Source organism: Shewanella sp. SM29, assembly GCF_025654245.1.
GTDB lineage: Bacteria > Pseudomonadota > Gammaproteobacteria > Enterobacterales > Shewanellaceae > Shewanella > Shewanella oncorhynchi.
In genome coordinates, this window is sequence record NZ_JAKKRN010000008.1 from 1 (window position 1) to 23,330 (window position 23,330).

The 23,330-nt window shown below is 48.7% G+C and carries 18 protein-coding genes; 1 reads left to right on the forward strand and 17 read right to left on the reverse strand.

Features of this window, described 5'->3' with window-relative positions:
• The 10 genes from L5L77_RS07265 to L5L77_RS07310 all read right to left on the reverse strand — a co-directional run.
• Nucleotides 1-9,772, reverse strand: a 9,772-nt coding sequence (locus tag L5L77_RS07265) for a putative Ig domain-containing protein (protein WP_263222462.1), incomplete at its 3' end; no start/stop codon positions are given.
• Nucleotides 9,769-10,629 (reverse strand): sulfotransferase family protein, encoded by an 861-nt coding sequence (locus tag L5L77_RS07270; protein ID WP_263185006.1) that lies wholly within the window; start codon nucleotides 10,627-10,629, stop codon nucleotides 9,769-9,771. The genes L5L77_RS07270 and L5L77_RS07265, both read right to left, overlap by 4 nt.
• Nucleotides 10,630-10,699: 70 nt before the next feature.
• Nucleotides 10,700-11,239 (reverse strand): phage tail protein, encoded by a 540-nt coding sequence (locus tag L5L77_RS07275; protein ID WP_263185007.1) that lies wholly within the window; start codon nucleotides 11,237-11,239, stop codon nucleotides 10,700-10,702.
• An 11-nt stretch (nucleotides 11,240-11,250) separates the two neighbouring features.
• Nucleotides 11,251-11,781: a phage tail protein gene (locus L5L77_RS07280; protein WP_263185008.1), complete on the reverse strand. Its 531-nt coding sequence runs from the start codon at nucleotides 11,779-11,781 to the stop codon at nucleotides 11,251-11,253.
• A 12-nt stretch (nucleotides 11,782-11,793) separates the two neighbouring features.
• Nucleotides 11,794-12,315 carry a phage tail protein gene (locus L5L77_RS07285; RefSeq protein ID WP_263185009.1) on the reverse strand — a complete coding sequence of 174 codons (522 nt, stop codon included), beginning with the start codon at nucleotides 12,313-12,315 and terminating at the stop codon, nucleotides 11,794-11,796.
• A gap of 84 nt (nucleotides 12,316-12,399) precedes the next feature.
• A complete protein-coding gene (locus L5L77_RS07290) occupies nucleotides 12,400-12,891 on the reverse strand; it encodes a GNAT family N-acetyltransferase (protein ID WP_263222464.1) in 492 nt (163 codons plus the stop codon).
• A complete protein-coding gene (locus tag L5L77_RS07295; protein WP_263192115.1) occupies nucleotides 12,866-13,060 on the reverse strand; it encodes a hypothetical protein in 195 nt (64 codons plus the stop codon). Before L5L77_RS07295 ends, L5L77_RS07290 begins: the two co-directional genes overlap by 26 nt.
• Nucleotides 13,061-13,166: 106 nt before the next feature.
• Nucleotides 13,167-14,306: a sulfotransferase family protein gene (locus L5L77_RS07300; protein WP_263192116.1), complete on the reverse strand. Its 1,140-nt coding sequence runs from the start codon at nucleotides 14,304-14,306 to the stop codon at nucleotides 13,167-13,169.
• Nucleotides 14,306-16,351, reverse strand: coding sequence for a phytanoyl-CoA dioxygenase family protein (locus L5L77_RS07305; RefSeq protein ID WP_263192117.1), 2,046 nt, complete (start codon nucleotides 16,349-16,351; stop codon nucleotides 14,306-14,308). Before L5L77_RS07305 ends, L5L77_RS07300 begins: the two co-directional genes overlap by 1 nt.
• Nucleotides 16,329-16,916 (reverse strand): aspartyl/asparaginyl beta-hydroxylase domain-containing protein, encoded by a 588-nt coding sequence (locus tag L5L77_RS07310; RefSeq protein WP_173242591.1) that lies wholly within the window; start codon nucleotides 16,914-16,916, stop codon nucleotides 16,329-16,331. The genes L5L77_RS07305 and L5L77_RS07310 overlap by 23 nt, the downstream gene beginning before the upstream one ends.
• A 160-nt stretch (nucleotides 16,917-17,076) precedes the next feature.
• Here L5L77_RS07310 and yrfG point away from each other — a divergent pair, with 160 nt between their 5' ends.
• The gene (gene yrfG, locus L5L77_RS07315) at nucleotides 17,077-17,739 is read left to right on the forward strand and encodes a GMP/IMP nucleotidase (protein WP_263222467.1); all 663 of its coding nucleotides are present in this window, start codon (nucleotides 17,077-17,079) and stop codon (nucleotides 17,737-17,739) included.
• A gap of 144 nt (nucleotides 17,740-17,883) precedes the next feature.
• On the opposite strand, the gene L5L77_RS07320 is transcribed toward yrfG, so the two are convergent.
• The 7 genes from L5L77_RS07320 to gspH form a co-directional block, all read right to left on the reverse strand.
• On the reverse strand, nucleotides 17,884-18,645 hold the full coding sequence (locus L5L77_RS07320; RefSeq protein ID WP_263222469.1) for a type II secretion system protein N: 762 nt from the start codon (nucleotides 18,643-18,645) through the stop codon (nucleotides 17,884-17,886).
• Nucleotides 18,646-18,659: 14 nt separating this feature from the next.
• Nucleotides 18,660-19,136, reverse strand: a complete 477-nt coding sequence (locus tag L5L77_RS07325; protein ID WP_105251002.1) for a type II secretion system protein M — start codon at nucleotides 19,134-19,136, stop codon at nucleotides 18,660-18,662.
• Between the two features lies 1 nt (nucleotide 19,137).
• On the reverse strand, nucleotides 19,138-20,325 hold the full coding sequence (gspL, locus tag L5L77_RS07330; RefSeq protein WP_263179884.1) for a type II secretion system protein GspL: 1,188 nt from the start codon (nucleotides 20,323-20,325) through the stop codon (nucleotides 19,138-19,140).
• A gap of 321 nt (nucleotides 20,326-20,646) precedes the next feature.
• Complete coding sequence (gene gspK, locus L5L77_RS07335; protein WP_105251000.1) at nucleotides 20,647-21,645, reverse strand: type II secretion system minor pseudopilin GspK; 999 nt, start codon at nucleotides 21,643-21,645, stop codon at nucleotides 20,647-20,649.
• The gene (gene gspJ, locus L5L77_RS07340) at nucleotides 21,642-22,418 is read right to left on the reverse strand and encodes a type II secretion system minor pseudopilin GspJ (protein ID WP_263222470.1); all 777 of its coding nucleotides are present in this window, start codon (nucleotides 22,416-22,418) and stop codon (nucleotides 21,642-21,644) included. Before gspJ ends, gspK begins: the two co-directional genes overlap by 4 nt.
• A complete protein-coding gene (gspI, locus tag L5L77_RS07345; protein ID WP_263222472.1) occupies nucleotides 22,399-22,767 on the reverse strand; it encodes a type II secretion system minor pseudopilin GspI in 369 nt (122 codons plus the stop codon). The genes gspJ and gspI overlap by 20 nt, the downstream gene beginning before the upstream one ends.
• Nucleotides 22,754-23,329 (reverse strand): type II secretion system minor pseudopilin GspH, encoded by a 576-nt coding sequence (gene gspH / locus L5L77_RS07350; RefSeq protein ID WP_263185064.1) that lies wholly within the window; start codon nucleotides 23,327-23,329, stop codon nucleotides 22,754-22,756. Before gspH ends, gspI begins: the two co-directional genes overlap by 14 nt.
• Nucleotide 23,330: the final 1 nt, after the last annotated feature.

The window sequence follows — 23,330 nt, forward strand, 5'->3', positions numbered from 1 at the left end:
CCGTTGAACTAATCGTCGGCGCATCGTTGACGTTTGTCACTGTAATGCTAAAGGACTGCTCAGCCGTTAAGCCATCTGTGTCCGTCACTCGTAAGGTGACCGCATGACTGCCCACATCCGCATTGCCTGGCGTACCACTGAGTAAACCCGTCGCCGCGTTGAAACTCAACCAGCTTGGGTTGGTCACTGCGCTCAAGGTTAAGCTGTCGCCAGTATCGGAGTCGCTGGCCACTAAGTTGTAACTGTACGCCGCATCTTGGGTTGCCGCCGTCACCGCCATTGAACTAATCGTTGGCGCATCGTTGACGTTAGTCACCGTGATACTAAAGCTTTGCTCAGCCGTTAAGCCATCCGTGTCCGTCACTCGTAAGGTGACTGCGTGACTGCCCACATCCGCATTGCTCGGCGTACCACTGAGCAAACCTGTCATCGAGTTGAAACTTAACCAACTCGGTTTATTGATGGCACTCAGCGTTAATACATCACCCACATCAGAATCAATTGCAGTCAAGGTGTAGCTGTACGCGACATCTTGGGTTGCCGCCGTCATCGCCATCGAACTAATCGTTGGCGCATCGTTGACGTTTGTCACTGTAATGCTAAAGGACTGCTCAGCCGTTAAGCCATCTGTGTCCGTCACTCGTAAGGTGACAGCGTGACTGCCCACATCCGCATTGCTCGGCGTGCCACTGAGTAAACCCGTCGCCGCAGTGAAGCTCAACCAGCTCGGTTTGGTCACTGCGCTCAAGGTTAAGCTGTCGCCRGTATCRGAGTCGCTGGCCACTAAGTTGTARCTGTACGCCGCATCTTGGGTTGCCGCCGTCACCGCCGTCGAACTAATCGTCGGCGCATCGTTGACGTTTGTCACCGTGATGCTAAAGGACTGCTCAGCCGTTAAGCCATCCGTGTCCGTCACTCGTAAGGTGACAGCGTGACTGCCCACATCCGCATTGCTCGGCGTGCCACTGAGTAAACCCGTCGCCGCGTTGAAACTCAACCAGCTCGGTTTGGTCACTGCGCTCAGCGTTAAGCTGTCGCCGGTATCAGAGTCGCTGGCCACTAAGTTGTAGCTGTACGCCGCATCTTGAGTGGCGGCTGTGATGGCCGTTGAACTAATCGTCGGCGCATCGTTGACGTTTGTCACTGTAATGCTAAAGGACTGCTCAGCCGTTAAGCCATCTGTGTCCGTCACTCGTAAGGTGACCGCATGACTGCCCACATCCGCATTGCCTGGCGTACCACTGAGTAAACCCGTCGCCGCGTTGAAACTCAACCAGCTTGGGTTGGTCACTGCGCTCAAGGTTAAACTGTCACCGGTATCGGAGTCAGTTGCAGTCAAGCTGTAGCTGTACGCCGCATCTTGGGTCGCAGCCGTCACCGCCGTTGAACTAATCGTCGGCGCATCGTTGACGTTTGTCACTGTAATGCTAAAGGACTGCTCAGCCGTTAAGCCATCTGTGTCCGTCACTCGTAAGGTGACCGCGTGACTGCCCACATCCGTATTGCCTGGCGTACCACTGAGTAAACCCGTCGCCGCGTTGAAGCTCAACCAGCTCGGTTTAGTCACTGCGCTCAGCGTTAAGCTGTCGCCAGTATCAGAGTCGCTGGCCACTAAGTTGTAGCTGTACGCCGCATCTTGGGTTGCTGCCGTCACCGCCATTGAACTAATCGTTGGCGCATCGTTGACGTTAGTCACCGTGATACTAAAGCTTTGCTCAGCCGTTAAGCCATCCGTGTCCGTCACTCGTAAGGTGACTGCGTGACTGCCCACATCCGCATTGCTCGGCGTACCACTGAGTAACCCTGTCACCGCGTTGAAACTCAACCAGCTCGGTTTGGTCACTGCGCTCAAGGTTAAACTGTCACCGGTATCGGAGTCAGTTGCAGTCAAGGTGTAACTGTACGCCGCATCTTGAGTTGCTGCCGTCATCGCCATTGAACTAATCGTCGGTGCATCGTTGACGTTAGTCACCGTGATACTAAAGCTTTGCTGAGCCGTTAAGCCATCCGTGTCCGTCACTCGCAGTAACACAGCATGACTGCCCACATCCGCATTGCTCGGCGTACCACTGAGTAACCCTGTCATCGAGTTGAAACTTAACCAACTCGGTTTATTGATGGCACTCAGCGTTAATACATCACCCACATCAGAATCAATTGCAGTCAAGGTGTAGCTGTACGCGACATCTTGGGTTGCCGCCGTCATCGCCATCGAACTAATCGTCGGTGCATCGTTGACGTTCGTCACAGTGAGATTGAAAGCGGGCAGGCTCGCACTGAGCACTCCATCACTCGCACTGATCACAATTGCCGTCGTCGTACCAACATCTGCATTGCTCGGCGTACCGCTCAATGCCCCCGTAGCTGTATTAAAGCTCGCCCACGAAGGTCGATTCGTAATATCAAAGACTAAACTATTACCGTCCGCGTCTGCTGCGATGGGCATAAAGTTATAAAGTGTACCTTGAGCCACATTGGTCGCAGGTGTCCCTAAAATAGTGGGTACACTATTCACCACAACATCGAAGGTCCGAGTGCTAGAATTACCCGCAATATCTACTAGCGTCAGGGTGATGGTGCTCGTGCCCGATCCCAGCGCAGTCACAGTCACACCTCTATCAGCATCGCTTCCTGCCAATACAACATCCGCAAGTGGAACCACAGAGGTATCAGAACTCGCTGGCGTTACTAGGATATCCGTTGCAGCGGTTACATCATCGGTAATAGTAAATGCGAGCGTAGATGAGCTCTCGCCAGGTTGAATGTTTTGATGAGCAATTGCCGAGGAAGTGGGTGCACTCGTATCAATAGTCACAGAAAGGGCACTCGATGCAACACTGCTATTTCCTGCAATATCTGTCGCTACCGCTGTGATGCTATGGGTTCCAGGGCTCACGCTCGTTGCGTTGACACTCCAGTCACCACTACCATCCGCATTGACTGTACCAAGCACTCCATCAAGATGGCTGCTAAGGACAACGCTGGCGCCGGCCTCTGCCGTGCCAGTCAGTATGAGAGTCGTATTCTTGGTGATATTATCCGTTGAACTCACACCTGAATCGCTTGCCGCATCGAGATCAGGCGCAGAAGGTGCGACAGGAACAGTGGCGTCTTGAGTAATAGTAGGGACATTCTGGGGTGCGGAAACATTGCTCGCTGCATCGCTGGCAATCACAACGAAATTATTGTCGCTGTCCGTCGATAATGAGGCACTCAGAGTCCAAGTGCCCGCGACCACTATAGTGTCATCCAACACAGTCGCGTTATCGGCAACACCGTCATTATCCACATCGGCATAGAGGCTGATTGTCACCCCATCGTCAGCGTGCGTTCCGCTGATCAATGTCGTTGCCAGATTGGTACTTATAGTGCCAGCAGGCGTAGTAACAATAGGATCGACGGGGGCAGTCGTATCGACAATTACATTGACACTGTCCCACTGGCTATAGCTTAAATCGGCATCGTTGCTGCCCGTATCCCGCATGGTGTCACCATTAAGCACTATGCCATTAGCATCGACAATTAAACCACTCGCCCCCGTGTTATCGCCCGCTTGGACTGTATATCTATAGGTCAGCACACCGCTGGTAGCTGATACGAATACCGCTTGACGAGCCACACCATCAATATCGAGCGTCAGCGTAGAAAGTGTGCCAGAAACCGTTACATCCTCGGTCAGAGTGAGAGTGATATCAATAGCACTGCCGACCCCATAATGGCCATCGTTAACATTAACCATATTCACTGCGGGAATTACAGCATCCTTCGATATGGTATCGGTCACTGCGGGACTAGAAACATTACCCGCCGCATCGGTCAGGGTAAGGCTCACTGTCAGAGTGCCATCCCCTAAGCCGCTCACGTCTATATTGACGATCTGTTGTGACGCACTTGCGACCGCAATAGATCCTGTAACAGGCGTGCCTGAACTGCCAGTAATAGTGTAATTTGCGCTGGTTCCCACCTCCGCACTCGCTAAGGTCAGGCTAATCGCATTTTGATTTGCCTGAGTCACCGACGTCTGGTCAAAACTGACACCCGAAATAGTTGGTGCATCCGTATCGACAGAGTGTGCAGTGCCAGCACTATAGGTACCGAGTGCATTACCCGCATCATCAACAATATCACTCGTTGTGTGGCCTACCTTCAGACTACCCGTACCCGATATGCCATTAACAGTGACGACAACACCAGTTCCAGAGCTAGCAGAAACGCTCGAAATAGTGCCAGATGCAGTGCCTGTGCTCGCCAGAGCAAAATCATCCGTCGTCAGACTATTCACAGATTCACTAAAGGCGAGATTGAATATCACACTGGCATCCGCGGCCGCGGCACCTCCTGCGGGAGCCGAGCTGGTTATCGTGGGGATTTGTGTATCGAGCGTAAGCGCAAGTGCCGTCGACACCGCGCCAGTATTGCCCGCAACATCGGTCGCAGTGGCCGTAATGTTATGCGCGGAATTGCTGGTTAATAGTGGCGTGGTAAACGACCAATTTCCAGAACCATCTGCAGTTGTGGTACCCAATACACCATCGATGCTGCTCGTGAGCGTCACACTACTATTCGCCTCAGCGTTGCCTGTGAGTGTCGGAGTGGTATCGCTGGTTAAATTATCTGTGCTGCTGATCCCGGAATCGGAAGCCGTAGCAAGATCGAGCCCCGAAGGTGCTAAAGGCGCATCGCGATCGACCGCATGACTTGTGCCACCAGTATAAGCGGCGGTATAGCCATTGGTTCCATCGCCATTACCGGAAGCATCTTGGATATTGGAATTCGCCTTGACATCGAGTCTCAGGTTACCAGTGCCGCTCACAGTATTCACAGTCACATCAACACTTGTGCCAGATGCCGCAGAAACGCTGGCAATACTGCCACTTGCCGAGCCTGTTGCCGTGAGCACAAAATCATCGGCAGATAGATTGCTCGCTACCTCATCAAAACTCACAGTAAACACTAGGCTAGCAGCATTCACTACGGGTGATCCCGTTACGACAATCCCAGTCACCACCGGCGGTGTAACATCGGCAACGGTAAAGTTCCAATCGGTTTTATTGCTAATCCCAGCGTAAAGGTTACCCGCCAAGTCAGTAATAGCCCCATTGGCGATTTGAATGTAATAACTGGTATTTTCCACTAGATTAGCGGTTGGGTTAATAGTCAACACACCCGCCGTTATCGTTAACTGTCCAGCAGGTGAACCCACATCAATCGTCGCTACGGGCACATCGTCGGTGTTGTAAATAACGATATTATCGCTACCGAGTTGAATACTTTCATTCATGGTCAGCACAAAATTGGCACCAACTGCCACCCCAACATCGCCATCTAAGGGGTTAAAACTCTGTACTGTTGGCGTGGCTGTATCCACGAGAATCGCGGTAGTAGAACCAACCGAGTTAAGCGTAAGCGCTAAATTATTACCCGCACCGTCAAGCAAGGTTCCCCCGTTGGCATCAACGCTAGATGCCAAGCCAATACCATCGGTATCGTTATCACCAGACTGCACTGTATAACTAAAGACTAAATTGGAGGTTCCGGATCCACTGATATATGGGGCATAACGGGTTATTCCGCCAATAGTCAAGACGATACGCGGCGTACCACCGACCGTATTAACAGTCACATTTTCAGTGCTGCTCACCGTAAAACTCAAGGTTTCTCCAACCACATAAGTATCACCCGCAGGGACCGCGACGCTACTCACAGTAGGCGCTATCGCATCCACTAAGACGGACGAGGTACTACCGACTGCATTTAAGGTTGAGCTCAAGCTATTACCAGAACTCTCTTTTAAGGTGCCACCATTGGCTTCTATCGATCCCGCGATCGCTATCCCATCGGTATCGAGATCGCCACTTTGCACTGTATAGCGGAAAGTCAATGCGCTGCTGCCAGTACCGGCAAGATAACTGGCATACACAGTGGATGCACCGAGCGTCAATGCAATACGCGGCGTGCCACCAACAGTAATAGCTTCGCTGGTATTGACGGTAAAATCGAGGGATTGCCCGGTAATATAAGTCGCATTAGCCGGAACGCTGACACTGGTTACCGCTGGCACCACATTATCCACTGTGGCATTACTGCTATCAGCCTGGGTTTTGCTATTGCCCGCATTATCCGTCGCCGTGATCGACACATTACGACTCGAGGCATTAATGGCACCGGCAACCAAGGTATAAGTCGCCGTCCAAGTACCGCTGTTATTGGTTGCCGTGACAGCTGCCCCGCCGCCAAACTGGGAGAAGTCAGCAGTCACAGCATTCATGGTGTCGTTGTTGTTATCACCACCAGCGGTGTTATTCCAGGTAGCCGTGACCGTATCGCCGGCGATATAAGCGCCCGCAGTACCAGTGCCGCCGGAAATGCCGATATACACATCGGATACCAATGGCGCAATACTATCGACTGTCGCGTTGCTGGTGTCTGCAGTTGTTGTAGTGTTGCCCGCGTTATCAATCGCAGTAAGACTGATATTGCGGTTTGTGGCATCAATAGCACCTGAGGTAATAGTGTAGGTTGCTGTCCAAGTACTGCTACTATTGCTCGCCGCCACCGCAGCACCGCCACCAAATGCAGAAAAGTCCACAGTAGCACTGCTGATAGTGTCGGTGTTGTTATCGCCACCCGCAGTATTATTCCAACTGGCGGTTACTGTATCGCCAATTTTATAGGCACCTCCGTTACCAGTGGCACCGCTGATGCTAAGACGGTTATCTGTGACAACTGGCACAACGTTATCCACAACGGCATTGGTTGTGTCAGCAGTAGTAGTGTCCCCTTGGGCATTGGTTGCGGTCACGCTGACATTACGACTGGATGCATCAATCGCACCAGAAGTGAGAGTATAAGTTGCCGTCCAGGTTCCGCTGCTATCCGTCGCAGCCACAGCGGCGCCACCACCAAATTGCGAGAAATCGACAGTCACACCTGTGATTCCGGCATTATTATTGCCGCCAGCGGTATTATTCCAAGTCACAGTGACGGTATCGCCAATTTTGAAGGCTCCCCCAGAACCTGTCCCCCCTGAAATGCTGATATTGCCATCGGTTACTGTCGGCGTGGTTGACGCCGTTAATTGACTGCTATCTGCCGTGGTTAAACCACCAGAAGATGCGCGCAAATTGAAAGCTTCACTACCCGCGCCAGAATTGGTGTAGGTAATTTGCATACTGGTAAAAGTGGATACGCCACTGCTGGGAGTGATAGACACTGTGGCACCATTACCATCGGTATCTCCCGTCCCCGTGATCGTCGCGCTGCCCGCACCGTTAACTTCCGCCAAGGTAATACCTGTAGCATAACCCGTGTCCACAATGCTGTTTGCATCGCGTGCCGATACGATTGGCACAGTAGAGAAAGCAGTGTTCTGACCGCTAATGACGCTAGTAGGTGCAGGTTGAGTATCGAATACCAATTGGGTGGCTACTACATCTGAGGTTACAGAATTGGCATCAACAGTCGGCAAATTTGAACCAACGCCATCCTGATCATTCGCGGTCAGAGTGAATGCTTGCTGATCGGCGGTGGCGGTATAAGTCAGGTTGCTAAATGTCGCCACACCCGCGGTCGCCGCTTGAGTAGCGTTGGTTAAGCTTCCCGCACTGGACTCGGTCAAGGTAAGGGTTTCGGCGAAGTCCACATCGGTATTGCCGAACGCATCACGCGCCACAATAACAGGTTGGGTCGTCAATGCCGCGCTGGAAACAGAACCCGCAGGCTGGGTGGTAAAGACTAGCTGGCTAGCGACCACATCAAGGGTTGTGCCGCTGCCATTGGTGACAGCACTCTGCCCGCTTGCCATTTGCGTACCGCTGCCACCGACCGTGAGGTTGGTATCGCCATCCACACTCAAAATAATAGTGTGATCTTCTGTGAGCGTCGTATTGTCGTTGTAGTAGGCATTAACCGTGTAAGTTTCATTGCCCCCGTCAGCAACGGACATAGTCAGGCCAGAGAAGGTAATAGTATCTGCACCAGCGTTGTAAGTACCGGTCACATTGCTGGCATCCGGCCCGTTCAGGCGCCAGGTAATTTTACTGCGTTCGGCGTCGGTACTGGTGCCACTAACGTTGACAACAATTTGAGACACTGTGGTCGCAAGACCATCAGAGGTGCCACCGTCGCTGATGGTGAAGTCAAAAACATCCACAGCTTCGCCGACCGAATCAATGGTGGTTGCCAGCCCGACAGGCTCAGCAACCCCGCCTGCGGCGGTGAGGGTGGCGTCGGCGTCAGTGCCTTGGGTGGTGAAGTTCACCAGGGTGGCTGAAGCTTGAACATTGGGAGTGCCTTCATCGTCTTGCGCAACAACATAAAGATCATAGTTGGTACCGGAGGATAAACCGCTGAAAGCTTCGCTGCCAGTGGTGGCAGTGGTCGTGAAATTGCCACTGACGAGCGCAGCCGCGCCACTGCTATTTTGCCCGGCAACTACCTGGGCGGCACTCGGTGCGCCTGCGCCATCGGCTACCACTACGTAGTAGACGGTACCTTCCTCATCAAGATCAGCTGACAAGGTGGCGCCACTCAGGGTTTGACTGCCGACAGCGGGTGTACTGTTTTGGAATACCGGTGGATTTTCATCCACAGTTACACCAACGCCTACAACAGAAAAATTATCCAGCCAGGCATATACCAAAGTGGACGAAATGGTTACATAAGTAACATTGGCACCAAAGGACGTTAGATCGATGGTTGCCGGAGTTCCATTGACAACGTTTTGCGAAAAACTGCCTTTATTGCTGGTAAAAGTAAAGGAATGGGTAGTGCCGCCTCCGCCAGCGATATTGGCTACCTTTAATGATTGCGGCGAAAACGGTTCATTATTATTAAAGCGTAATGTAACCGAATTTTCGGTATTCAGCGTAAAAGCTGCCTGCCCAGTGGAACCCAAGCCGGTATAAAGTTCAGTGGCCCGGGTTGCTCCATCGATGATGAGAAAATATCCCGAAGTGCCAGTGGCCCATACTTCAGCATTAACAGTTGCATTCCCGTAATAGTCCCCGGCGTTTTTGGTTTGGCTAAAATTAATTGTTCCGGTAAATGGCGCTAGCACACCCGAAAAATCCCTTAACGCCTTCTCAGAAAACGCCAAAGTAGATTCAATATTTCCGCGGGTAACTTCTAAATCCCAGTCGCCTTGTAATTCGGCATTACCGGTTAAATTATTGGAGGCGGCAATATCCAAACCCGTGTTATTGCTGATGATATCCAGCAGCGCTTCACCGCTTTCATTCGCGGCCAGATCACAACCATAAAATAATAAATCGCCACCTTCACGCACCGCGCCTTTTAGCGCAGCAAATGCCTGCACTTCTTGCTGGATTGTCTCTGGGGTAATACGTGAATTGCCTAGCAGTATCACACCAGCTTGTGCGTGGGAAACCACATGAATAGCAGCGAGATTTTTGTGACCATCAAGTACATTAATTAATTGCGGTAATCCAGCGATAGAAGAATCTAACTCTACCAATTGAACACTAGGTTTAAGGGCGCGACGCAATACCGATTTATCAGCTTCAGCCACTGCGCCATCAACAATCACCAGCTCACGCACCGGATGTGCACTCTGGATATCCAGTTGATCGCCAGATAAATCAATTAGATCCTGTGGTAAAGAGGTGTCTGAACGCAATAATAGATCGGTCGATGCACTTATCGATGAACTCAAATAGGATCGCTGATAACTCGGCGCTGCAATAGCACCAGCACCATAGAGTCCGAATGGTAATAACAGCGAGGAAAGCCCACTAAGCAGTGCGTGTCTCATGATAAGTGATTCCCTTCATTTTTTGCGTTAGGTGCTACAGGTTTTTTACTTGCAATAATATTGGCTGCAGTGCCAGTACTATCCAGCCAGAAGTCCATTTCTTGATACTTCATAAATAAGTCAGGCGGTAAAATACTGCGCCTACTTTTGTATTCCACTTTCCGCTTAACGCTATGCAAACCTTTGACCCCAAGATTGTGGTCAAACTCATTTTCAGCATATTCGACATGATTAAAATCGTGTTCGAATTGCGGTTCGCCAATAAAACGATAGATTAACTCCAGCGTGCGTGCCGGATGCTGGGTAAGCAGATCATAATCCACTAATAGCAAGCGATCAGAAAACTCGCCGTAATAGGCTTCCTTTAGTGCCGTCCATGCACTTCCAACCGCGCCACCAGCATTGATTAATGACTCGCAGCGGCTATACACAGTCTGGCGCGAGGCCGAATTGAACATACGGCTGTAATCAAAAGGGTTTTTACGGTAAATCACTTCAAAACTATCCATAATCCAAGCCGGATTACGCACACAACAAATCACTTTAAAATCATCAACCAACTCTACCAATTGGTGCAAACGAGCAGTCCAGTGACGATTAGTGTCGAAAATCACCGGATGGTTTTTATCTTGGTAATAAGCATCAATTAATGCCCGACAAATGACCTTACGCTTATGTTCATCGAAAAATGAATAGGACTCACTACCAGCCCCCATTTGTTCGAGGGCGCCATTAACAAGCCCTGCTACAGGGCTACTCATAGCCGCATGAAAGCGTGGATTTTGCCGGAGTATACCTGCAAGCAACGTCGAGCCTGCACGCGGTAAACCTGAAATAAAATGTAATTTGTTTGGCATCAATGTGACTTACTAATTAAAAATATTTATAAAAAACTTCCCGACAAACATGCCGGGGATCATTCATCAATTAATTGCGTGCCGGAAATACACCATAAAGGGCAATGCAATAATTCAATGCCAGAAATGGCTGACGGTTTTCATGGGGTAGACCACCACCACTTATACCTAAAGTCTGTGTTGCCATAGCGGTATTTAATGTACCCGGTGCGGTCTGCATATAGTTGACGATACCACTGCCACCACGAATATCCTTGGCCAGATAGGTATTCGCTGCCGGAGAAGGCAAAGTCCCCTGATTATTCAAACCGGTCAGCGTGTGGTTGTGCGCTGGCATTTCAGTGGCAAGCAGCGTCACCCCATTTTCGCCAAACTGTTCGCCCCAATCCCAGGTTCTCAGCCCGGGCCCCTGACCTACGCCCGCAACGACCTGCCCCTGCAAATTAGGTAATTGGAACGTGGTTGTACCATTGCCACCATAAGTAATTCCTATAATTGAAAACAACGCGGTATTACTTGCGATTGACAATGTTTGGCCATTACACAGCGCCCAATTGTGGGGAGCGAAGCTGAATGGCAACAAACGGATTTCACCAATAAATGGATCCATAATTTCGCTCCTTAATTACGCGATGGGAAAATGCCTTCAATACATATGATGTAATTTATCGCTGTAGTAGGCATGATGTTATTGTGTGGTTGTGTTCCCCCAGAAGCTTGCACACTGAGTGCATTCATAACTTGGAGATCGGCACCGCTAGATGGCAAAGGAGCATAAATATTATCGGTATTACTATGAGCAAAGACATTACCCGTAGGGCTGGGTGATGTGGAGGAACTTGCTGTGCTCGCCGACAAACTATGACTGTGTGAAGGTATTTGCGGCGTTAATAAGGTCACGGATTCAACACCAAACTGCTGACCGATAACACGGGGAGTCAGACCAGGGCCATTACCCTGCCCAACCGGAAGGCGACCGCGCAAATCCGGCAATTGAAATGTTGTTACCCCATCACCACCATAAGTGGTTCCGATAATTGCGAAAAGAGTGCTTTGCTCACTAATACTTAATAGCTGACCAGCGCACAACATCCAACCTCTAGGTGCAAAACTACCCGCAAAAAGACGGATATCACCGATATAAGGATCCATAGTGATTCTCCTCTAGTTACGTGAAGGGTAAATGCCTTGAGTGGCAATGCAATAATTCATTACCAGTGAAGGCTGACAATTTTCATGGGCTTGATTGCCGCCAGTACTGGATACCGTTGCAGGGTCCAACCCTTGTAAACTTGCAGCGGACCCATACAAATTGACCTCACCTGCTGCATTTTTGGCGGCGGCAATATTATTGCCTGCAAACAACGTGGTATCGCCGGCAGTAGAACTGGCCATCACAAGGTGATTGTGTACTGGCAGGTTGTTAGGTACTAGGGTTACATTTTCAACACCCGCCTTACTGCCCTGAGGCAAACCTGCACTAACATTAGGGTGAACTGGTACGCGACCACGTAAATCCGGCAACGCAAAAGTATTAATACCGTCGCCACCGTAGGTCGTACCCAAGAGTGAAAAAAGCGCTTGGTTGGTGTTGATTGGCAATAATTGCCCTGCACACAAAGTCCAATACTTAGGTGCCCAGTTGTATGGGAGAAGCTTAATTTCTCCGAGAAAAAAATCAGACATCCATGACTCCTTAATAAAAATAAACCTATCTATACATCATCTGTTTGATTACACACGCTTTCCTCTTCCCTCAAACAACACTACCTATGGTGATGGCCACGATAGCCACTCTTGAGTAGGTGATATTTCAAAAGGTGAGAAACCCAAACGAAGATATAACTGTTTCGCACGCATATTTTGTCGATCAACACTCAGACTCACACTCGCCTCTTTTGCTTGGGCATAGGCTTTTACCGAGTCCAAAATGACTGAACCATAACCATAGCCACGAAATTGCGGCGCGATGACAAAGTCAACGATATGCACACCGTTAACAGAGGGATTAAGTATGATTTTGCCAATAGAAATTGATTGATATTCAATGATCAGAGTCATGGCTTGAGGATATTGGGCTGCGTAACCCGCTTGCTGTAAGCGGTATTGTTGTTGCACGAACAACTCTCGTTGCTGTGGGGAAAGTGGTAATAGAGACAGTTCCGTCCTTGCAGAACAAAATAGTGAAAATACAAAAGCATCGTCATTTTTATACGCATAACGCAATGAATAGGCTTTAGGTAATACTATGTCTTCTACCATCAAATACATTCCCTGTAATAAGTAACTCTAACAGCGCTTTATAGTTCTTTAATTCGTCGTGGCAGCTCGGGGTTAACGGGCAAAACTCAACAAATCGAATGACAGGTTTAAAGAATGGCTCAGGGGAATGCGTTCGCAGAATAAAACGGCTAACGGCTTGAAATGACATGATTGCATTTTCCATCCCTAGGATAAAAACGTTAACTTGCTGATATTTTTTAATATAGATAGTTGGCTAAAGCTAGTTCACATCACACAAAAATACAATATTTATGTTAACTTTTGGTTTCAAAAAGGTGAAGATTAGACCAGTTACAATAACGGTGGATCTGTTCTTTTTGCTTAGCCGAAAAAAAACTTTGTTTAGATTGTGAATCTGCTACAAAGGGCTGCGTGGCTGTTTTAGCATGTATTAACTGACATTGTTCGACTTGGCTGCACTCTTCTTTAGAGAGAGCCAACGAAAACCAGTTTGCGATTTTATTCGCTATCGCGGGTAACAACTCCTTATAATCCACGACCATCACTTGGTTACGCTGACTCATCTCTAACCCATAACCCAATAACAAGCGCAATACCTTACATTGATAATCCAGTATCAACTCCCCCTCCTCTGGTACTGATAATTCAAGGAATAAAGGTCGAGACGGTTGTCGCACCATATGATATCCAGCAGACTTTTGCTGTGAGGCTAAGATCTCGACGGGGTCCCTAAGTAGCAATAACACGGGAACTTGAGGATAAAGTGATAGGATCAATGGCCAAAACTGCAAATCCCACGCATTCCATTTAATCAACAAATGCTGTTCAGGATGAAACAACTGACCTTCGGTGTTAATGCAAAATATTAAAGCTGCACGTCTTTGTGTGTCTGATAGGCTCCTGTCCAATAGCACTTGAGTCAGCAAAGGCGATTCAGATAACGCCCTGCATTTAGATAACCCCGCAAAACTGCGCGACACTAAGGTAGATCCACAGCGGGAGAGGTGAAATATAAATCCGGCAGGCTGCACTTGTTCTACTAGCCCTGAAAGATTTGGCACTGGTAACAGAGCAGTTTGAGGTTTGATCAAGGCGGACAATAACTGACCCCGCACGGCAGAAATATGCTCCGAGTAGAAAGGATGAATCGGTTTTTCTGCGGCGGACATCCACTCTAATACTCTGCGTTTAGGGTCATAGTCAGTTGGCGCCCAAAACTGGCAGAAGAGTGAATAATCCGGCTCTATCCTTTGTCGATTACCAGTATGCAAGATAGCCAGTAACGTATCATCACCACAGTCTGGTAAGTGCCAAAAAAGCCGCAAATATTGGCAAAAGTTGGTGAGAGTCATAACCTTGCCAAGCTCCCTCAGGGCGGCTGGATTATGAACTAACAACCAATAGCGTTGCTGTTGTTCTTTAAAATCAACCATTAGGATGCCATAGGGTAAAAGTTAATGTATTGCACCATACGCGGTAACGTCCCACGATTAGGACTGGCGCCGTGGGGCAAGGCATGGTGCCAAATGATTAAATCGCCCGCTTTAGCCGCTATAGGTTTTACTTGCCAGCGATGCCAATCCTGTTGCTGAAGCTCAATGTCAGGCTTGTTCTGTTCGAGAAGCCACTCCTCAATCTTGAGATGAAATCCGGGGACACAACAGAATGCGCCTTGTTCCGCACTGGTATCGGTTAAATAAATTAACCCTTGAGTCGCAAACTTAACGGGGAGCTGTAGCGGCATATCCCAGTGCATATCAGGACCGGGGAAATGCCAAGTTGGCGTTTCTGGTGGATTAAAGCTGACTCTATCGGTTGTCATAACTAAATCCGTTTGCTGCCACAATTGTTCAAACACTTGACGGATTTTGGGGACTTGTCGATTCGCGTCCAGTTGCGGATGGCGAAACAGTTGTAGCATGATTTTCTGCATAAACTCATGAGGTTGATACCAAGTGGTGGGATCTTGTTCATTGGCTCCTAACTGCTGCCAAATAAAATCTCGAGTTGCGGCGCATTGCTCTGCCGTGAGTACTTGCGGGATCACTAAGTAGCCTTCACTTTGCCAAAAATTGAGTTGTGACTCACTGAGTACTGCCGCCGGATTTGAGTCTTCAACCTCCGCTGAATTGAAGTCTTCGACTTCTGGTACAGTGACCGATGGCGTTAATCCATGGAAAATAGCGCCTAATTGCTGATTAATCCCTGCAATATCCGCGGCTGTCAGCTTGGCGATTTGCTGAATGTAAGCAACAAAAGCTGACTGATGATCGTTTTGATATAAAGCTCTTAGACCCGGCTCTAGCCCTATTCCACAAAGATCCAGCAAGGTTTTATCTAAGTGCCATTCATTAGCCAGTTCAGTGAATGGCACTCCCCGTTTGCGTAGCTGTATCTTTTGCCAAAGCCGCTGCAAATGATAAATGCCTAAGCAGCTCAGATCGTCACTCGACACCAGCACTGGTTTTTGCTCTATAACATCAAACACAAAATCGGGATGAGTACCCTGCTCATATCGAAAAGCAAGGCATGAGAGTGGCTTAAGCCAATGTTCACGTCGATATCGAGGTAACGTGAGTTGAGATTGGTATTCGCTCAGCGTGGAATTACCATAGACTTGAACGGAAGTCGTGAACTTAAGCGTTACCGCACTCGGGGTGAAATCGGGGAGCAGTAAAGTACCAGCCAAGAAGCTACGGTCTCCACTGGCAAGTAAGCGCGCAGTTTGCAGGTTGAGTGCAAACAAAGGTCCTAAATAATGCGTCTCCACAAAATCCTGCACAGTACGACACTCAAGCCAAGCGTCTAACTCAATATTTTGCGGGATGAGCACACCATCATCTGCAAGATACGCCTGTAAATGGGTAAAAATTTGCACTTGCGGCTCCTGTTGCAACAAGTGCTTCATGGTTTCGGAAAGAATCACATCAAACTTTACGACTGTATTTGGCTGCCAAAGCGTGGCGTCCGCACAGGCACTCTCCACCACACGATCAGCCAAATCAAAGTGTTCAATAAGCTTGGTGACTTTATCTAACGAGGCTTGATGAATGTCGAGCAAGGTCACTTGAATTTGACTCGCAGAAAATAACGGCAGCAGAGGTAATAATAACCAAGCAAAAGGCCCAGTCCCCGCATATAAGATGTTCACAATCTGCCCGGGATGAGCCTTTAGACGATCTTGTATTGCTTGATAAATCCCTTGTATAAAGACTCGACCCCGTTCGGGATCTTCGGCACACTGCGCCGCGGTAGTGAATGACACCGCCTTACCAAAAGGCGTATGGCTCGCCTCAGTATCCAAAAAAGACTCGGGGTGTAACTCCACTGCCGCTATTTGGCACAACTGCTTCAGCATGGGATCAATGAGCCGTTTAGACTCCCCTGCTGAGGTTGACAGCAGTAGCGAATTAGCAAACTGAGTTAATACAGCTACATCCAAACTATGCCCTAATTCAAGCTCTGATCTTTGCAGCATCGATTAACTCCCTTAACCAAGTATTGACCTCGCAATCAATCACTAAATTGATCCGCGCATCCTGCCCTTTATTTTCAACCCAATGGACTTGGTCGGCATTGATATACCAAAGCTCTCCGGCCTGCATGGGTACACGTTTATCGTCCACGTAAAAGTTGAGTTGCTCATTCGTTTGCAGTGGCAAATGCAGTCTTGCCTCGCCTTGTTCTAGGCAGAGTCCTTGATCTCTATGGGGTTTGATTTCTGCCCCCGCATGTAAGCGCATCAAACGCACGGATTTCACTGGGCAGGCTAAAGATTGTAGAAAATGGCATAACGCAGGGCTCGATTCGAGTTGAGGCAAATCTTGCCAGTGCTGACCGGTAGAAATTGAGAAGGCTTGCAAGATAGGATGAGCACCGCGATACTCTGCTGCACAGCGTAAGACGAGAACATCCCAACCACCCATATAATCACGCTGATTTACATGGGGTAACCAGTCTTGTTGCAGCAAAGCATTCAACTCTTGCTGTAAACTAAGGGGGTTTGAAACTTGAGCTAATAGGGCAAAAGAACAGATATCCATATCCAACCGCTTAATTTTCAGACTAAAAATAATTAATCATCCAAGACTAGCACAAAGATTTAAGCATACAAGTGACTCGAATCATCGTCATCACTGAGTATTACGCAGTGCAACAATCAATGCTAAGCGTGATTCAGTTTTGCAAAAATAGGAAATACCCATGTTTAACTGGAAGACTATCGATACGGTTCTGCTCGATATGGATGGCACCCTATTGGATTTGCACTTCGACAATCATTTTTGGCTGAATTTAGTACCGCAGGAATTGAGTCGACAACAAGGTTTGAGCCACAACGAAGCGCAGCAATTAGTTGTGAACGCCTATGAGAAAGTCGTAGGCACGCTCGATTGGTACTGTCTCGATTATTGGCAGGAGCAACTGCAGCTCGACATTATGGGCTTGCACCGCACTTTAGTGGATCGTATTCAACTGCGCCAAGACAGCATGCCATTTTTAGCGGCCTTAGCCTCTGCAGGTAAACGGCGCATCCTAGTGACCAATGCGCATCCTAAGAGTCTTGCCCTAAAGCTTGAACATACCGATCTGGCCGCGGGGCTCGATGCCATGATCTCCAGCCACGAGACGGGTTACCCTAAGGAACACCCACAATTCTGGCTCACCTTGTTTGAAAAGTTTCAACTTGAGCCAAGTCGCTGTCTCTTTATCGACGACAGCGAAGCCATACTCAAGGCCGCTAAACTTGCTGGCGTGGGCCATCAATTGGGGATTGCTAACCCAGACAGTAAAAAACCAATCAAAGTCTTTCACGATTTCCCCGCGATTACCGACTATCACTCACTACTGACTGATCTAACGCGATAAAAAAGACTATAAAAAAGGCACCTAAGGTGCCTTCGTTTCTATTCATCGCGTTGTTTTATGATCGAACGTTTTATCACAACTCTCGCATTACGGCCTTCACATCTGAGCACTCACATTAAGTTTAAGTGCTCATCTAAAACAGCACTATAACCCAGGGATCCGCCCCTGATATACCACAGGGAAATAACCATCCGCACCACGCTTACCTAAAATATTCAGCGACTCACGCATATCTTCCGGTTGCTCTGCCGTTTCTTTAATCTTAGCCTCAACCTTCACCATATTGCCTTCATCTAACTGTAAGGTACCAACAATACCAAGCTGGTTCTTGGTTTCATCTGTGGCCAATTGCGCTTTGCCTTCGACACAACTCAGTCCGAGTTCAATATTACCTAGAGGATAGTTACCAAACTGATTCTTAACATTGGTTTGATTCAAAAACAGCTTACCAGACAGCTGCTCGCACCAAGGCTTACCTTGCTCTAACGTCTCGACTAATAGGCTGACTTCACCGGATATTTCGGTTTTAAAAGGCAGTTTTGCATTGCCGAGTAAAAAGCTATCCGGCGCTTCGAAACGTAACCCCTTCGCACTTAAGCCTCCCATAGACCAAGAAATTAATCCCTTAGCACTGACAGGTGTTGCGCGGCTACCCACTTGAAAATCAACTTTCACTTTACCTAAAAATAGCGCCCAAGGACTCAGATCCCAACGCACTTGCTCTACCTGGCGCTGCGGCATACTTAAGGTTTCTATGCTGCCAGACCAAATACTGCCACTCACACCCGAAACACTGATATTCGCGGGCAATGGGGCTAACGCTATCGCAATCTTAGCGGGGAATAGAACGACTAAAAACATTAAATAAATCAGTACGCCTATGATGACTTTTTTTATCAAACTCACAGCTACACCTTAATTTATTGCGCTAATTGGATACGTCTCACTTTGACATAGCCAGGTACATCAGCCTCAGCCAAATCAACACTTTCGAGCGAAAGTCCTTTCTTCTGCACTAACTCACTCAAATAACCTAACAAGGCATCAAAAGGAACATCGTCCATCCACACTTGGATCTTATCGCCTTGGGGTTGCATGCGAGTAATCACTAACCCATAATTGCCCGCAGTTTGGTTAACCACTGAGCTTAAACTGCCCGACGTAGTTGGCTTAGCACCGTTCTGCTTAAGACTCGCTATTTTATTCGCCGTTTGTTTTACATAGTTCAACGTCTGTTGCTGTGCATTGAGGTTACGTAATGCATCGGCTTCAGCATTGGCAATCGGCGTCCAAACACCCCAATAAAAAATACCAATGACTAAAAATACCGAGCAAAAGCCTACTAACTGCTGCTCGCGCGATGCGAGCCCTTGCCACCAAGTCCGCAAATTATCCATCTTATTTGCTCCTCAAGGTTAAGGTACTGGTGACTTGCTCTTCACCGCTATTCATAGTGCCGCCATCGAGTTGAAAACGACGACCGACAATCTCTTTAAACTTCTCGATCTGCGCGTAATTTTTCGCACTCACTTGCATACGGATCTCGTTACGCGCGCTTTCGAATCTTAGGCTATTAGGTTTAAGTTCAGGCACTTGCTTAAAGGCATCCTGTAAACCATCGAGCATGGCAAAAAACTCGGCACCACTGCCCTGTCCCTGCAATGCACGTAACTGACTTTCCATCTGCGAACGTAGGTTAACAATGCGCGAATTTCCCGGGATCACTTGCTGATAAATGGATTCACTCTGGGCTTTAAGATCGGCAACCTGACCATTGACTTGATGTATAGTCAGCCCTTTATTCACTAAGGCCAGCACGCACGCGATGGCGATAACGATGGCAGCGCTCTTCCACATCACCAACTGTTTGCTGTATTCACGCTTCGGCGTGTAAACGCCGCTCAGTAAATTCACTGGCGCATGCAAAATACCGCGGGCTAACACTAACATAGGTAGCTCGAGTGACTGCGGCTTAAGCTCGACACCCTCGAGTTGCATCTCGGTATAACTGGCGACAGAGACTTCGCCCTGTGCAGGCTTAAGTTGTTCTAACGCAATTGGCAACCAAGGCAGAGGTAAGCTCTGGCCCGAAGCTAATCCGGTACGCAGCAATAGCTCATTGCCAAAATTCATTGCCGCCCATTGGCACTCTTGCAATGGCAAGGCTAAACAGTCAGGCACAATGCGCTTCACTTTTAAACCCGCTTCAGTCAAACAACTCAGCCAAGTCTGCATTTGCTCATGGGCCACTGCGACCACACTTAAGGCGTCACCGTCACGTGGACCAACAGTAAAATGCATAGCATCGACATCATCGGCTAAGGCTTCTTCGAGCATAAAAGGCAAGGCTTTCAATGCTTGGCGTTGGCCTTTTTCGGGCAAATGCACACTAGTGAGTGTCATTGCCGCGGCGGGCACTAACACATCGACGGGACGATTGCCCGCACGCTCAGTTAAGGTCGACAAACCTTGGGCATTGGCGAGCTCGCCAGAGGCGATAATTTCCTGTTCTTGCTCCGACCAAACGAGCCAAGAGCACGCTTGCTCTGCTGTTCTGCCTAAGCGAATAAATAGCCGTTCACTCACAGTTTTTCTCCACCAGTCCCAGTCAAGAAAGTGTGACTGAGCTCGTTGCTATTATTTTTGTCCACCAGATTCTGCCGGGTGAGCACTGCCATTATTTTTGCCCACCAACATCAAACCCTGACGGGTGAGCACTGCCATTATTTTCGGCCACCAACATCAAACCCTGCCGGGTGAGCACTGCCATTATTTTTGGCCACCAACATCAAACCCTGACGGGTGAGCACTGCCATTATTTTTGTCCACCAACATCAAACCCTGCCGGGTGAACACTTCCATTATTTTTGGCCACCAACATCAAACCCTGCCGGGTGAGCACTTCCATTATTTTTGGCCACCAAACTGACGGGTGAGCACTTCCATTTTATTGCCACCGCTCTTTTTGAGCACACTTTCCATTCTAAATACGGCGTTATCAACCTTCGCCCCCGAGGCCAATAAAAAATATTGGCTATCGATGACAAAGCTCGACTTCATGGCACCTTCCCACTTGATCGATCCCATGGATGAGCTTTCATAAAAATCATCTATCTTGGCAAAGCCATCGCCGGGGCGTTGGTTGATGATACTTTCTGCTTCGCCTACCGAAATCTGATTTTCAAGCATGCCAGCTAACAGTGCCGCTTGCTCGACTTCCAAGGTATTCACATTCAGTAATTGCCTGTCATTGCCAGGGATAACGCATACATAGGGCAAGAGTTTCAAATAGATATCTTGGGTGTATCCCATCACTGCCCGTAATTCGCTGCGATGATTCATCAGCGTATTGGCCGCACGGTAAGGCACATTTCGCGCTTCGTATTCCGCATCTTCGGCACCATAAGGGCTAGCAGTGGTGTCTTCGTCGATATAATCTTTTAAGGTCTGGGTCAGACGGTCCGCACTAAAGTCGTCCATCCCTAAACTCACCAACAAGGCCTTATATTGCTTCGCCGCCAGCGGCAGCTTAGGTTGACTGTTTTCCACCTCTTTCGTGGTCACAGACAAGGCATTTAAGTTAAAACAGGCGCGCATATCAGTGATCTTGCCAGCAATTTCACCGTATTCCGCCGGAAACACAACATCGGCCATGGCCCAATATTGTTGCCTGTGGACCCGGCCTTCCGAGTCGTCTAAATCTTGTTTTAAAATCTTCTTCGCCAGTTCTTCGGCAGAAATCGCGTACCAATAGGCTTGATCGTACTGGGCCAAGTTCAACGTTCGACGCATGGATAACTGATTACGGCCTGTGATATTTGTCGCGATGATCACCACCATGGCAACTATCAAGAGCACAACTATCAGTGCGACACCGCGCTGTTTAGACCGAGATTGGGTTCTCATTCGCGGCCCTCATCTTCAGGGTCGCCATCACCTGGATCACCAGAACCGTCACTTGGATCGTTCCCCGAGCCATCATCGACTCCATCTTTGTCTTTATCTTTGTTCGTATCGTCCGGATTTTCGTCTTTATTATCGTCATCCTTAGACTTTTCTGGTGCAACAGCACCCAGCGGCAACAAGAACTTACGTTGGATCTTGCCTAAACCTTCAATCTCAATCTCCATGGCGATCGCTTTAGGCAACTTAGTCGCCTCGACTTTGCGCTCCCACTTGTCTTCCATGAAGAAGGAATATTCCACCGACAGCACTTTGTCGATAATCACTGTCTTAATCGGCTCGGCGCCAAATTCAGGCTCAGGATAAGGAAAATACCAACGTTCCAGCCGCCCTTCATGCACCACATACGCCACAGACTGCAAGCTGCCTCGCGGTAATAAACCGTCGGGATTTAACCAGCCTAAGCGGTAAAACACTAAGGCTTCTGATTCCGAATCTAAGATATCATTGCCCGTTTGGAAGACGGTCGAACCTCGACCACCTTCGAGTAATCTTGGCGTGCGCGCCACCATTTGCGCGAGATCACGCTCAATCGCACCAAAGCCTTGTTGTAGAGCTTTAAGCCGAGTTGAAAAAGCGCGCGTCACTTCATCGTTAGTCAGCACTGTGCTGAGTACCGCATTAGAAGCCAAACCTATCATGGCGAAAATCGCGATGGCGATCAGCATTTCCAACAGGGTGAATCCCCGCTGCGCACTAGTTAGTTTTAAGGACATAACTGCTCACTTGTGCGGCAATACGCTGATAGCGTTCGTCCTCACTCACACTTATGCGGATCATACGAAAATTATCGTCCGTCGTTTTCACCACTTCTTTACGCCAATACCAATCCTTTCCTGCGAGCTCAACTTGACCTTCTTTTTTACCGATTTCAGGAAACTGTGGCTCGAGTCTGGCATCGACCATCTGATTATCAGCCACCCACTGTGCCAAAGTGCGCGATTCCAGAATCGGCATGTTTGCCATCTGCTCGCCCAAACTTTTAGTGATAGACACGGCCGCAATCGAAAATACGGCAAGGGCAACAATCACTTCGAGTAGGGTCATGCCCTTAACGCGTTTCATCGGGGCGCCCTATGGTTAATCTGCCCAGCGCATCACCGACCACTAACGTTTCGGCCTGCTGGCCTTTGTTAGTTTTAGCGATAAACGTCAGCTCAAAAGCGCTCATTTCACCGCTCGGGAATAGCATGACCTGTGGCTCAGGGTGTTTCTTCTTATCATCGGCAGAGGGTTCAATCAGCGGTTCTTCGAACCAAGAATCGTCTTTCTCATCCTCTTGTACCAAAGGTAAACCATCGAGCACTAAGTTCAGTTCAACCCCTGGCTCCATTTGCTTTTCAGATAAGAGTCTGTCTTTATCCAAAGGCTCCCACTTACCTTCTTTATAAAAAACAAACTGATAACTGGTTTTCTCAATCACAATACCAATAAACTGGCCACTTAAAACAGTTTCATCAAGCACCATTTCAGTGGCCGCAATAAACTGCCGCGCCGTTCTATCTAAGGCCTGTTGCGGCCCAGAATTGCCGATAGACATAGTCACAGCCGCAGCCGTGAGCCCCATCAACAAAATCACTAGCATCACCTCCATTAAGGTGAAACCAGCGTGACGCAGCTTTAGCATC